We start from the raw sequence: 12,742 nt of genomic DNA on the forward strand, positions 1-12,742 counted from the left end.
CTAGACGCGGCCGGCCTGCGGCCTCTGCCGGGCGATCCCGCTCGACGTGCCGGCGCCCTGCAGGCCGCACAGGATCTCGCGCCGCTCGGCCTTCCGTTCGGGCGTGCAGACGCGACCGTCGTCGGTCGTCAGGAAGGCGTCCGGATCGACGGGCCGGCTCACCCGGGCGGCGCGCCGGGCGATCCGGCGCTGCTCTGCTGGCCGCCCGCCCCGCCTGCCTGCGGAGCCTCCTGGGACGCCTCGCCGCTCGCGCCGGGTGCGTCCGGCCCGCCGCGCGCGGGTGTGGCGGCGTCCGGGTAGCGCTTGCGATACTCGGCCAGGAACGCCGACAGGGTCTGGGCCTTCGTGGCGCGCGCGGCGATGTCCCGGAAGCCCGGCGCCCGGGTCGGGTCCATGCCGGTCAGGAGCGCGAAGGTGCGGGCGTCCGGGCTCGCCGCCATGGCCTCCGAGAACTTCGCCTTGAGCCGCTCCAGGCCGATGGCCTCGTGCGCGAGATCGTAGGCGATCGCGGCGCGGATCACGTCGGCGCGCGCCTGATCGTCCAGCGGCTGGCCGGACTGCCACGAATCGCCGAGCAGCGCCTCATGGGCCTCGCCGGCCTCGCGCCAGCGGCGTGCGCCCCAGTAGATGTCGGCGCGCAGCCGGTCGATATCCGGGCCGCTCTCGCCGTCGATCGTCTCCAGGGCGAGGTCGGTCCGGGTCAGGTCCGACAGGGCACGGGCGCGGATCAGGCCGCGGGCGCGCCTGAGCTCGCCCGGGAGCTCGGGCAGCTCGGTGGCGTCGAGGGCCTTGAGCGCCTCCATCGGCTTGTCGTCCATCAGCCGCACCGTCGCGAGCCGCGTCGCCACGGCGGACCGCGCCGGGCCGGTGAGGCGGTTGTCGATCTGGTACTTCAGGAGGTCGGCGGCGGAATCGAGGAGGTCGAGGCCCACGAGGCGGTCGGCCAGCCGGCGCACCACCGCGTCGCCGCGCCGCCCGATCGGGCTCAGCTCCCGGAAGTCGAAGAAGAGCGCCACGGCCTCGATCCCGGAGAGCTTGTCGCCCTTGTCGGTGAGGTACAGGTTCTCGAAGGCCATCTGCGCCTCCCGCGTCAGGGCCTCCGTGGTGGGGGCGTTGGGCGCGGAGGCATTGGCCCGGCGCACCACCGTGAAGGCGTCCCGCCACCGGCCCGCGTCGAGGTAGAGGCGGGCGAGGCCGGCGGTGATGCCGTCCTCGACCGGGCCGCCGTGCCAGGTCAGGGCGAGCCGCTCCAGCCGCTCCGTGGCGGCATCGAGGGCCAGCTTGCCGGAAGCCCGAGCCAGGAGCGCCCCCCTGAGGGCGGCCTCGCCCGAGACCGGCCGCACGGCTGAATCCTCCAGGCGGGCATAGGCGTCGAGGGCCGCCTCGGTCTGGCCGGTCGCCTCGGCCACGCGGGCGCGGACCAAGGCCAACCGGTCCCGGATCCAGGGCGCCAGATGACGCTCTGCCTCGGCCCGGGCGGCGGCGGTCTCGGCATCGCCGTTCTCGATCGCCGATTCGGCCGCGCTCGCCCGGATCAGCTGCGCCACATCCGTGGGATAGCCGCTGGCCAGCGGCAGCACCTTGAGGAAGCCGGCTTCCGCCGCCTTCCAGTCGCCCGCACCCGCTGCCGCCATCGCCCGCCACAGGGCGGCCTCGCGATCATCGGCCAGGGGCGGCACGCTGAGGGCCTTCAGCGCCTCCGCGTTCCGGCCGATCCGCACCAGGGCCATGCCCCGCAGGATGGCCGTTTCGCGCTGGGAGGCCAGGAGCGGATCGTCGGCGGCCGCGATCTCGAGGACCGTGAGGCCCTCGTAGTCGAGGCCGTTGGCCAGATCCGCACGCGCCAAAGCGAGGCGGGCCGGACCGCGCTCGGATGGCGTCGCAGCGACGGCCGCGTCGAAGAGGCCGCGCAGGGTCTCGCGGACGTTGCCCATCCGGGCACGCTCCCAGGGCTCCTTCGCGATCGCAAGCGCACCCGCATCCGCGAGCACCGCCTCCGGCTTGCGGGCCGCCATGGAGGCGGCGAGACCGCCCTCACGGCCGATCGAGACGCTCTCGAGCTCGGGCCGCACGGCGAGATCGTCGGCGCCGGCCAGCACCGCGAGACCGTGCCGGCTCGGCAGGATCTCGAAATCGACGAAGCGGCGGCTCTTCGGGTTGCCGACCGGGCGCTGCGCGGCCGAGGTGACCACCGCGATCCGCTCGTTGTCGAGGGTGAGCCACGTCGCCGAACCGGGATGCGGCAGCGCCAGGGTGACGGCCATGCGGCCGGACGGATCGGGTTTGCGGACGGGATCGATCGTGTCGCTCGGACTCAGCGTCTCGCCCGCCGAGAGTTCCCAGGCGACCCCGCTGGCGGTGGTGACGGCGCTGAGATCGACGAGGCGTCCGGACGGGACGGGAAACCGCATGACCGTGAGCGGGCCGCTCCGGGCGGGCGGCCCCATCGGCGCGAGCCCCTGGCTCGCCGGCGGCAGGGTCACCGGCTCGGCGGTCTCGAAGGCCAGGGTCGCGACGCCGCCGCGCTCGAACAGGACGGCCGGCGGCAGGGTTTGGAACGGGAAGACCAGGCCGCCGCCGGCACGGCGCTTCGGCGGTGCCTCGGGAGGCCGGGGCGGAGCGGCCGGCGCCGCCTGGCGCGGCGGGACCGGGACCGGGATCGGCGGCGACGCTGTCGCAGCGGCTGGCCCCGGCACGTCGACGGCGGCCGTCGCCGGCTCCGGCGGCTTGCGCCGGACCACGTCCACGATGATGGCGCCGTCCTCGCGCTCGGTGCCGATCGTGAAGCCGTCCTCGGGGGTGACGAGCAGGCTCGCCGAACTCGCGTCGATCTCCGTGGCCAGCTTGGCGATGCCCGGCCTTGGACGGCCGCGGGTCTCGCCCGTGTCGATGGTCCAGGCCCCAACCACCCGCACCCGCGTCGCCGGCCCCTCGGCGGTCACCGTTGAGACGGCCTCGGCGGGCAGGCGCAGCGACAGCCGCGTCAAGGTCGGAAGCCGCGCCAGTTCGAGCGACAGCGGCCGGCGCACGGGTTCCGGGATGCGCGCCCTGAGCGCCTCCTCGGCGGCCCGGGCCCGGCGGGCGAGTTCGGCGATCACCTCCGGCGGGAGCGGCGGCGGCAGGCCGGACCAGCCCTCCGGCAGCAGGTCCACGAACACCCGCTCGCCGGCCGTCTGGACGTTGACCTGGTAAGGCCGCTGCAGGGCGAGCCGGAGGCCCGTCCCGTCAGGATCGCGGCGGACGCTGGCGACGAAAGCCGGCATGTCGTCGGCGAGGTGCTCGGGCCCGGCCGCGATCCGCTCGCCGTAGCCGACGAGCAGCACGCCGCCGGCGAGCTTGGTCTTGATCGCGACCGGCTTGTCGAAGGTGAACACGATCCGGCCGTAACCGCCGGCACCGTTGCCGCTCTCGCTGCCCTTCGCGCCGATCAGCCGTGCGGCCAGGACCGGGTCGATCGCCGCCAGAAGGGCAAGCAGCGCCAGCGACGCCGTCGTCAGCAGCCGCACGCCACGTCCTCGACCGACCCGGGGTCGCCCGCCCACCGATCCCATCGCCTCGCCGATCCGAACCCGGCGCGCGGCACTGGACGCGCCGCGGCGCGCGGCGCCACATCTCGGCGGGATCCTGCCGCGCTGCGGCTAACGCTGGCTTAACCGTAACCCGAAAAGGCGACGGGCCTCAGCCGCTGAGGGCGACGGCCCGGTCGAAGGCCTGGGGGAAACCCACCAGCGGCACCGAGACGGTGGCCGGTTCGGTGCCCCCCGCCTTCTGACCGGTCACGGTGAGCGCCTTGGCGGTGCGCATCCCGTCAAGGGCCAGCGTCGGGAAGCTGATCGCCACGATGCAGCCCTCGGCGCTGCAGGTCGTGTAGGGCGCGCCCTTGCCCAGGGTCTGCTCGTCGAGCTTGAAGGTCACGCCCGGCTCGATGGCGAGTCCGAAGGGCATGAGCACGATCCCCTCGGAGCGGCCGTTCGCCGGCGTCTGCAGCTCGATGCCGAACTTGCGCCGGCCGGTCTGCGAATCACCCTGCGCCTGGGCCACGATGCAGGTGACCTTCTCGTTCGGACGCGTGCAGGTCATCGTCCAGTCGCCGTAGCTCTCGCTGACGGTGCTGGCTCCGGTGGGCCACGCGGCGTGGGCCGGCGCCGCCGCCGGCGTGGCGGCCGCCTCGGACTTCGCCGCCTCGGCGGGCTTGGCGGCCTCCGCGGGCTTGGCCGCCTTGTGGGGGACGGGCTTCGGCCGGGGCTTGGGACGGGCCTTGGCGGGTGCCTCGGCGGCCGGCGCGGCCTCGGGCTCGGCATCCTGTGCGCGCGCCGCCAGGATCGGGACCGCCGTGAGCAAGGTCGCGATCAGGCTGAGACGCAGATGCGCACGAAATGTCGGCATGGAATCACGATCCCCCGAAGCCATTGGACGGCAGAGCCGCCTAATGCCCTAGCCGGGGCGACGCAATCGTCCGGAGCATCGTCAGTGGGTCGGGGGCCGCCCTCAGAGCGGATTCGGGCCGCCGACGGCGCGGGCCAGGGCGCAGCGGCGCGCGAAGGCGGTCTCCGCTCCGTTGCGCAGGCCACGGGCGACCGCAAAGACGAGGGTGAGGAAGCCGGGATCACGGTCGGCGGTCTCGACGGCCGGGCCGGGGATCCGGGAGGTTATGAGCGCGAGCATGACGGACTCCAAGTGCGAGGGCCCGGGCGTTTCCACGCTCCCCAGTTCCTGCGGTCCTCTCGGTGACCTTGCTGCACTGCAATATGAGCCCTGCACGCGGAGCCTGCCATCCGTTCCAGGGCGGGGGGCGCATGCGTCGAAGTCATGCTTTCGACCCGGCGCGTGCAAGATGCCGTTGACGAAGGCGCGGATCCGCGCGGTTGACCGGCGACGGGCGAGCGGCCATTGAGCGCGCTTCCGGCGACTCGGCCCCTGGACCGCACCGGCACCGCTCCGGCGGCGCGGGCCTGTCGCTGCACTGTCACACGCGCGCCATAACCCGCCCGCGAGCCAGATGAGCGGACGCGCCCGGCATCCGCCAACGAGGATATCCCGCATGACCGATCAGCCGACCCGTCACCCGATCCACGGCCGGATCACCGGCCCCATCGTGATGATCGGCTTCGGCTCGATCGGCCGGGGCACCCTGCCGCTCATCGAGCGCCATTTCGAGTATGACCGGGCCCGCTTCACGGTGATCGACCCGGTCGACACGCATCGCGCCCTCGCCGAGAAGCACGGCCTGCGCTTCGAGAAGGTGGCGCTGACGCCGGAGAACTACCGCGACGTGCTCACCCCGCTCCTCACCGAAGGCGGCGGCCAGGGCTTCTGCGTGAACCTGTCGGTCGACACCTCCTCGCGGGCGATCATGGAGCTGTGCCGCGAACTCGGCGCCCTCTACATCGACACCGTGGCCGAGCCCTGGCCGGGCTTCTACTTCGACAAGACCAAGAGCCAGGGCGACCGCACCAATTACGCCCTGCGCGAGAACATCCTCGATGCCCGCGAGCAGAAGCCGGGCGGCACCACGGCGGTCTCTTGCTGCGGCGCCAATCCCGGCATGGTCTCGTGGTTCGTCAAGCAGGCACTCCTGAATATCGCCCAGGATACCGGCCTGGAGCGGCCGGAGCCCAAGACCAAGGCCGAGTGGGCCGCCCTGATGAAGGATCTGGGCGTGAAGGGCGTCCACATCGCCGAGCGGGACACGCAGCGCGCCAAGAATCCGAAGCCGCGCGGCGTCTTCGTCAACACGTGGTCGGTCGAGGGTTTCGTCTCCGAGGGCAACCAGCCGGCCGAGCTCGGCTGGGGCACGCACGAGACCTGGAAGCCCGACAACGCCCGCGAGCAGGAGAAGGGCTCGCGCTGCGCGATCTATCTGCTGCAGCCGGGGGCCGACACGCGGGTGCGCACCTGGGTCCCGACCGCCGGCTCGCAGTTCGGCTTCCTCGTGACCCACAACGAGGCGATCTCGATCGCCGACTACTACACGGTGCGCGAGGGCGATCAGCCGGTCTTCCGGCCCACCTGCCACTACGCCTACCATCCGGCCGACGACGCCGTGCTGTCGCTCCACGAGATGTTCGGCAAGGCGGCCAAGGTGCAGGAGCAGCAGCATATCCTCGACGAGACCGAGATCGTCGACGGCATCGACGAGCTCGGCGTGCTCGTCTACGGCCACAAGAAGAACGCCTACTGGTACGGCTCGCAGCTCTCCATCGAGGAGACCCGCCGGGTCGCACCGTACCAGAACGCCACCGGCCTGCAGGTGACCTCGGCGGTACTGGCCGGCATGGTCTGGGCCCTGGAGAACCCGGAGGCCGGCATCGTCGAGGCCGACGAGATGGATTTCCGCCGCTGCCTGGAGGTCCAGACCCCGTATCTCGGCCCGGTCGTGGGCGTGTACACGGACTGGACGCCGCTCACCGACCGCCCGGGCCTGTTCCCGGAGGACATCGACACCAGCGATCCCTGGCAGTTCCGCAACGTGCTGGTGCACGGCTGAAGGCTCTGCCGCGCCCCGTCAGCCGGGGCGCGGATCCGCCGCCTGAACGGCAGCGCAATCCTGCACGCAAAAGGGGCCTCCGAGATCGACGATCTCGGAGGCCCCTTTTGTACGGGCGCCCCGTCCGGCCCCATCGTCGTGCATTCGCCGCGCGGCAGCGGTCCGTGACCCGGATCCGCCGCCTGCGCCCGGGATGACGCCAGCCCGGACAGCGTCAGCCGGCTTGGCTACTCGGCCTGCCGCCGCGTCACGAGGGTGCGGCCCGGCTCGACCTCGTTCTTGTCCTGGTACAGCGGCACGATCGCCCGCAGCCAGCCGCGGACCTCGCGGCCGCCGTAATTGCGCTCGACCACGTCGTGGGTGAGGTAGGCCTGGAGGTTCACGGGCCCGAAATTGTAGCCGACGAGACCGCCCACCGCGATCTGCCCCTGCGGGCGGTAGCTCGCCACCCCGGTAGGAAGGTCCGTCGACCCGAACGCCACCGCGCCGACCTGCCACGCGCCGAACTTCTTCGTCATGGTCAGGTCGAGGTTCAGGTAGTCCGGGTACAGGGTGCCGCTGGGCGAGCGCGGGTCGAGGAAGACGCCGTAGAGCAGGTTCGCCGTGAGGTTCCAGCCCTGGCCGGTGTAGCTGACCGCGAAGCGGTGGGTCAGCGAGGCGGACTGGGTCAGGAAGCGCGTCTGGATCGGCAGGTAGCCGCCGAACAGGTAGCTGACACCCACATCCCCGCCGAGATCCCAGGCGAGCTGCGCGGCGAGCAATTGCTGGCCGACGCCGCTCTGGTAGGGCGCCCCTTGGCTGCTCGCGGCCGCGATCGGCTGGGTGAAGAAGAATTGCAGGCGCGCGCCCGCGACGTCCCAGGGCGTCGCCCACGCGAAGGTGGGCAGGTTGACGTTGGTCGCGGAATCCCGCGGGCGGGTGCCGCGCACGCCGAAGCTCGACAGGTTCACGAAATACAGGCCGACGGGAAGCTGATCGCCCACCGGCAGACCGACCGTCTGCCCCGGCTGCGCAGCGGAGGCCGCCCGGGCGCCCGTCGCCGTCGACGCGACGGAGATGGGAGCGGTGACGGCAAGAACCACCGCCGCGAACCCGCGAGACGTCAGGCTAAATCCGACCATGAGAACCCCGAACCAGGCCCCCGGGATGCGGGGCCGATCAGGGTTGGACGGGCGCTCGCTCCGACAACATCCCGCCGTTACGGCCAAGCCGTGCGCAACGGCACAGCCTCGACGGTCCGATCTCTTGGGACGGGACTAAATCACCGGTTCTCAACTTCCACGACGAAATCGCTGCGGTAGGTCGCGCCCTCCACCGGGTTCGAGACCCAGCGGCAGCGCCCGACCGCGAGGTCGTGGCCCGCGTGGAAATGCCCGGAGATCCACAGCGCCGGTCGCGCGGGATCGGAAAGGGCGTCGAGGGCCGTGCTGGCATAGAAGGCCGGCAGCCACCAGGGAACGCCGGCCACGTCCCGGAACCGGTCCGCGGCCAACGGGCTCGCCGGGTGATGGGTCACCACGACGGTCGGACCGTCGTGCGGGATCTGCAGCGCCGCGTGCAGGGCGGCCCGCTCGATCCGGTGCTCCGCCATCGCGTCCGCGGGCTGCCAGGGACTGCCGCCGGCCTTGCGGATCGCGCCGAGATATTCCCGCGAGCCCGTCACAGGATCGGTCATGCGGGCGGCCGCGTAGGCCACCGGATCGGCGGGCCGGTCCGGGGCATCCGGGGCGAGCCAGCGCCCGGCGAGGTCCCAGTCGCTCCACAGGGTAGTGCCGACGAAGCGGACGCCGTCGATGACGCAGCTCTGCGCGCGCTGGAGTAGATGGATCCGGGCACCCAGCGCGTTGAGCCGCGCGACCTCGCCTTCCAGGGCGGCGAGCAGCTCCGGTGCGGTGCGCCGGTCCCCGGTCGGGGCATAGCGCTCGTGGTTGCCCGGCACCAGTACGATCGGCCGCCCCTGCGCGAGATGCAGCAGGGCCGCGAGCCCCCGTTCGGGATGCCCTTCGTGGAGGTCGCCGGGGCAGGCGAGCAGGTCGAACGGCTCTGCGGGCGGCGCGATCAGGTCGAGGCGGCGCCGCTCCAGGTGCAGATCCGAGATGGGGAAGATGCGCATGATGGTCGCTGCTGGGGGCCGCTATCGTGCGGCTCTGCGCTCGGCCGCGGCCGCCTTGAGGATGTCGGCGGCCGAGTCGGCGTTGAGGATCGCGATCCCGGCCGCCACGACGAGGTCGGGCCAGGGGGATGGGTGGAGGGCGGTCACGAGGCCGGCGGCGATGATCGCCAGATTGGCGTAGGCGTCGTTGCGTGCCGAGAGATAGGCCGCCCGGGTCAGGCTGCCCGAGCCGGAGCGATGCCGGGCGAGCATGAGCGCGCAGGTCAGGTTGACGGCCAGTGCCCCGAGCCCCGCGAGGGTCAGGGGCAGAGCGGCGGGGGCGGTGAAATCGGCGATCTTGCCGTAGGCCGCCCAGGCGCCCGCCAGCGCCGGCAGCAGCAGGATGCCCGCCATGGCGGTCCCGAGGCGGGCGCGGTTGCGCGCGCTCCAGCCGAGGCCCGCGAAGATCAGCAGGTTGATCGCGGCGTCCTCGAGGAAATCGAGGCTGTCGGCGATCAGCGCCACCGAGCCGATGGCGAGCGCCACCGCGATCTCGATGCCGAAATAGCCGAGGTTGAGCGCCGCCACGCGGGCGACGACCGGGCGCAGGGCGGGCCGCGCGGGCGGGGGCACATCATCGGCGATCACGGGACGCCTCTTCGCCGACGCGCACGGCTCTGTCGAGCGGCTGTTGAGAAAACCCTGTCGGCGGCTCAAGAAAGTTCGAGGCCCTTGAGCCTTTGTCCGGGTGGATTCGGCGCCGGGATCGTGCGACGCCGTTGCCGGAGCCGGCCGCACGAGACGAATGACCGGCCCGAACCGGAGGTCTGCCGCGTCATGCTGCCCGAACTGCGCGTGCTCTATTTCGAGGATCTCGAAGTCGGACTGTCGGAGACTCTGTCGAAGACCATTGCCTCGTCGGATGTGGTGGGTTTCGCCGAGATCACCGGCGACCGCAATCCGATCCACCTGTCCGAGCACTTCGCGGCGCGCACGCCCTTCGGCACCCGCATCGCCCACGGCCTGTACACGGCCGGGCTGATCTCGGCGGTGCTGGGCACGCGCCTGCCCGGACCGGGCGCCGTCTACATCTCCCAGACCCTGAACTTCCGCGCCCCGGTGCGGATCGGCGACGTCGTCGACGTCACCGTGACGGTGGCCGAACTCATGCCCGAGCGGCGGCGGGCGCGCCTCGCCTGCCGGTGCTCCGTCGGGGGCGAGACCGTCCTCGACGGCGAGGCGCTGGTGAAGGTGCCGACCAAGGCCGAGGCCGACCCGCTGGCGAACCGCACCGAGCGCGCCCAGGGCTGAGGTGACCCCGGACCCGGAAGACCTCGGCGACCCGGACGATCCCCGCCTGGAGCCCTATACCCGGATGCGCGAGCGCGACCTCGTCGGCCGCGCCGGGCGCTTCATCGTCGAGGGCGAGGTGACGCTGCGGCTGCTCCTCGGCCGCCGCAGCCGGTTCCGCGCGGAATCGATCCTGATCGCCCCGGAGCGCTGGCCAAGCCTCGTCGCCGACTTCGCCGCCTGCCCGGAGCCGCCTCCGGTCTATTGCGCCAGCAAGGCGGTGATGAGCGCGGTCACCGGCTTCCCGATCCACCGAGGGGTCCTGGCCATCGGCCTGCGCGGCGCGGAACCCGCGGCGACCGCCCTCGTGCCGCCGCCGCCCGCACCCGCGCTGGTGGTCGGCCTTGCCGGCCTGACCAATCACGACAATGTCGGCGCCGCCTTCCGCAACGCGGCCGCCTTCGGGGCCGACGCGGTGATCCTCGACGGGGAGAGCTGCGATCCGCTCTATCGCAAGAGCATCCGGGTTTCGGCCGGGGCCGCGCTGATCCAGCCCTTCGCGCGGCTCCCGGCGGGGCAGGACTGGCTGCGGCTGGCCGACGCCCTCGACCTCCAGCCGTTGGCCTTCAGCCCTGGGGCGACCGAGTCCCTGGATGCCGTCACCGTGCCGGCGCGGGCGCTCCTGATCCTCGGCACCGAGGGGCCGGGCCTCGACGCGGCGACGCTGGCCCAGGCGCGGCCGCTCCGCATCCCCATGGCCGCAGGATTCGATTCGCTCAACGTCGCCACGGCGGCGGGCATCGCCCTGTTCACCATCGCCCGCGGCCAGGGGCGCCTCGGTCCGACGTGAGCGCGCGGCGCCGGCGGGTCGGCAGGGTCCGGAATCCGATCTCGGCATCGCCGCCCTGGCCGGGCGCCCGATGCAGGGGGCGGTCGGCAGCGGGTCCTTCGAGCGGAGGCCGGCCCCGGCATGGATGGTATCGACGCCTGGGCCGGGGCTGAGGCGCAGGATGTCCGCCGACCGGCGGCTCCCGGATGATGGCCGCGTCTCGGCCCGCGCAGGTCCGCGGCCTGCGGGCCGGCCCGCCCTCGGGCGCCTCGATGGCCGGGACAACGGCGGCCTTGCGCAAATCTTGCGAATGGGTGTCCCTGGTATGATCGTATACAGCGTTCTGCGCGCGACAAACGGCTGCAATTGCCGCGCGATGATGCCAAGCTAGCTTGGCCACATGGGTGTCGGGATTCTGTGAGGAGTCGGGGACGTTGCTTCAGTCTGGGGATGGGTTGCGAGCGCTGACCGGGCGCCGGGTGGCCGTGGTCGGGGCCGGGCCAGGTGGGCTTGCCTCTGCCCTGCTCCTGGCGCGGGCCGGGATCCATGTCACCATCTTCGAGAAGGATTCCCAAGTCGGCGGCCGGACGAAAACCGTTGAGGCGCCCGGCGGATACCGCTTCGATATCGGACCGACGTTCTTCCTCTATCCGCAGATTCTGGCGGACATTTTCGCGAGCTGCGGGGAGCGGCTGGAAGACCACGTCAAGCTCGAGCGGCTCGACCCGCAGTACCACCTCGTTTTCGAGGGGCAGGACGGCATTTCGGGGACGATCAGCGCCACGGGCGATGTCGGGCGCCTGGAGCAGGAGATCGCCCGCCTCGCGCCGGACGACGCCAAGAACGTCAAAGCCTTCTTTGCCGAGAATCGCACCAAGCTGAACTATTTCAAGCCGGTCCTCGAACAGGCCTTCCACACGTTGCGCAGCATGGCGAGCCCGGCCATGCTGGCTGCCCTGCCCTACCTGCATCCGGGCCGGAGCGTCGACCGCGACCTCAAGCGCCACTTCGCCGACCCGCGGGTGCGCCTCGCCTTCTCGTTCCAGACCAAATACCTCGGGATGTCGCCGTTCCGGTGCCCGAGCCTGTTCACCATCCTGTCGTTCCTCGAATACGAGCACGGGGTCTACCACCCCGTGGGCGGTTGCGGCGCCGTCTCGGAGGCCATGGCGGGCTTGGCCGGCCGCATGGGCGTCGATCTCCGGCTGAACAGCACGGTCGAGCGGGTGCTGTTCGACGGCAAGCGCGCCTGCGGCCTGGTGGCGGACGGCGAAACCTTCAACGCCGACGCGGTGATGATCAACGGCGACTTCGCCAAGGTCGTCCGCGCCCTCGTCCCGGAGCGGCACCGGCCGCGCTGGCGCGACGCCAAGATCCAGAAGGCCCGGCTCTCATGCTCGACCTTCATGCTGTATCTCGGCCTCGAGGGGAAAATGCCCGACAGCCTCGGGCACCACACGATCCTCCTGGCCGACGGCTACGAGAAGAACATCCGCGAGATCACCGAGGGCACGCTGCCGATGCAGCCCTCCCTGTACGTGCAGCACGCGGGCTACACGGACGGCGGCATGGCGCCCCCCGGGCATACGGCCCTCTACGTTCTCGTGCCGGTGCCGAACCTCAAGGCGGGGATCGACTGGTCGACGCTGCGGGAGACCTACCGCGCGCTGATCCTGGAGCGTCTGAAGCTCCTCGGGATCGACGATCTCGAATCCCGCATCCGCTACGAGCGGATCATCGATCCGACCCAGTGGGAGGAGGATTTCGCCGTCCATGAGGGCGCCACCTTCAACCTCGCCCACGACCTGATGCAGATGCTGTATTTCCGCCCGCACAACCGCTTCGGACCGGGGCTGTACATCGTCGGCGGCGGCACGCATCCGGGCTCCGGCCTGCCGGTGATCTACGAGGGTGCCCGCATCTCGGCGCGGTTGCTGATCGAGGAACTGGCCGGCGCCCGCGCCGCCGCCACGGCGGGCATTCCCGATACGGCGCCCTTGGCGACCTCCGGCGAGGCCTCGTGAGCGCGGCGACGGATCGGAAG

At 72.0% G+C, this 12,742-nt stretch carries 11 protein-coding genes; 4 read left to right on the forward strand and 7 right to left on the reverse strand.

The genetic code is table 11. The features are described from left to right. The 4 genes from ABC766_RS13610 to ABC766_RS13625 all read right to left on the reverse strand — a co-directional run bounded on the left by ABC766_RS13610 (position 1) and on the right by ABC766_RS13625 (position 4,665). Positions 1–162, reverse strand: a complete 162-nt coding sequence (locus tag ABC766_RS13610; protein ID WP_279901022.1) for a hypothetical protein — start codon at positions 160–162, stop codon at positions 1–3. Further along, positions 159–3,551 carry a hypothetical protein gene (locus ABC766_RS13615; RefSeq protein WP_345822460.1) on the reverse strand — a complete coding sequence of 1,131 codons (3,393 nt, stop codon included), beginning with the start codon at positions 3,549–3,551 and terminating at the stop codon, positions 159–161. The genes ABC766_RS13610 and ABC766_RS13615 overlap by 4 nt, the downstream gene beginning before the upstream one ends. Positions 3,552–3,678: 127 nt before the next feature. After that, positions 3,679–4,386: an invasion associated locus B family protein gene (locus ABC766_RS13620; RefSeq protein WP_043760167.1), complete on the reverse strand. Its 708-nt coding sequence runs from the start codon at positions 4,384–4,386 to the stop codon at positions 3,679–3,681. Between the two features lie 102 nt (positions 4,387–4,488). Continuing rightward, entirely contained in the window at positions 4,489–4,665 is a 177-nt protein-coding gene (locus ABC766_RS13625; RefSeq protein ID WP_164706345.1) for a hypothetical protein, read from the reverse strand. A gap of 376 nt (positions 4,666–5,041) precedes the next feature. Between ABC766_RS13625 and ABC766_RS13630 the strand changes: the two genes are divergently transcribed. Then, positions 5,042–6,487 carry a homospermidine synthase gene (locus tag ABC766_RS13630; RefSeq protein WP_182591266.1) on the forward strand — a complete coding sequence of 482 codons (1,446 nt, stop codon included), beginning with the start codon at positions 5,042–5,044 and terminating at the stop codon, positions 6,485–6,487. 227 nt (positions 6,488–6,714) lie between these two features. Here ABC766_RS13630 and ABC766_RS13635 read toward each other — a convergent pair whose 3' ends face one another. The 3 genes from ABC766_RS13635 to ABC766_RS13645 all read right to left on the reverse strand — a co-directional run bounded on the left by ABC766_RS13635 (position 6,715) and on the right by ABC766_RS13645 (position 9,227). Next, the gene (locus tag ABC766_RS13635) at positions 6,715–7,608 is read right to left on the reverse strand and encodes a transporter (protein ID WP_043350152.1); all 894 of its coding nucleotides are present in this window, start codon (positions 7,606–7,608) and stop codon (positions 6,715–6,717) included. 140 nt (positions 7,609–7,748) lie between these two features. Further along, complete coding sequence (locus ABC766_RS13640; RefSeq protein ID WP_345822461.1) at positions 7,749–8,600, reverse strand: metallophosphoesterase; 852 nt, start codon at positions 8,598–8,600, stop codon at positions 7,749–7,751. Positions 8,601–8,621: 21 nt separating this feature from the next. Then, positions 8,622–9,227 (reverse strand): cation transporter, encoded by a 606-nt coding sequence (locus tag ABC766_RS13645; protein WP_182591268.1) that lies wholly within the window; start codon positions 9,225–9,227, stop codon positions 8,622–8,624. Between the two features lie 189 nt (positions 9,228–9,416). Between ABC766_RS13645 and croR the strand changes: the two genes are divergently transcribed. From croR to crtI, 3 genes are all read left to right on the forward strand, one after another. Further along, positions 9,417–9,890: a 3-hydroxybutyryl-CoA dehydratase gene (gene croR / locus ABC766_RS13650; protein ID WP_043386041.1), complete on the forward strand. Its 474-nt coding sequence runs from the start codon at positions 9,417–9,419 to the stop codon at positions 9,888–9,890. 1 nt (position 9,891) lies between these two features. Next, positions 9,892–10,719 (forward strand): RNA methyltransferase, encoded by an 828-nt coding sequence (locus tag ABC766_RS13655; RefSeq protein WP_345822462.1) that lies wholly within the window; start codon positions 9,892–9,894, stop codon positions 10,717–10,719. Between the two features lie 413 nt (positions 10,720–11,132). Next, positions 11,133–12,722 carry a phytoene desaturase family protein gene (gene crtI / locus ABC766_RS13660; RefSeq protein WP_043350165.1) on the forward strand — a complete coding sequence of 530 codons (1,590 nt, stop codon included), beginning with the start codon at positions 11,133–11,135 and terminating at the stop codon, positions 12,720–12,722. The last annotated feature ends 20 nt before the right edge of the window (positions 12,723–12,742 follow it).

The organism is Methylobacterium fujisawaense, from assembly GCF_039619325.1.
GTDB lineage: Bacteria > Pseudomonadota > Alphaproteobacteria > Rhizobiales > Beijerinckiaceae > Methylobacterium > Methylobacterium fujisawaense.

Bases quoted from the DNA above. Each gene is read 5' to 3' on its own strand.
- ABC766_RS13630 (WP_182591266.1), top strand. From the start codon at position 5,042: ATGACCGATCAGCCGACCCGTCACCCGATCCACGGCCGGATCACCGGC.
- ABC766_RS13640 (WP_345822461.1), bottom strand. From the start codon at position 8,600: ATGCGCATCTTCCCCATCTCGGATCTGCACCTGGAGCGGCGCCGCCTC.
- ABC766_RS13615 (WP_345822460.1), bottom strand. From the start codon at position 3,551: ATGGGATCGGTGGGCGGGCGACCCCGGGTCGGTCGAGGACGTGGCGTG.
- ABC766_RS13635 (WP_043350152.1), bottom strand. From the start codon at position 7,608: ATGGTCGGATTTAGCCTGACGTCTCGCGGGTTCGCGGCGGTGGTTCTT.
- ABC766_RS13620 (WP_043760167.1), bottom strand. From the start codon at position 4,386: ATGCCGACATTTCGTGCGCATCTGCGTCTCAGCCTGATCGCGACCTTG.
- croR (WP_043386041.1), top strand. From the start codon at position 9,417: ATGCTGCCCGAACTGCGCGTGCTCTATTTCGAGGATCTCGAAGTCGGA.
- ABC766_RS13625 (WP_164706345.1), bottom strand. From the start codon at position 4,665: ATGCTCGCGCTCATAACCTCCCGGATCCCCGGCCCGGCCGTCGAGACC.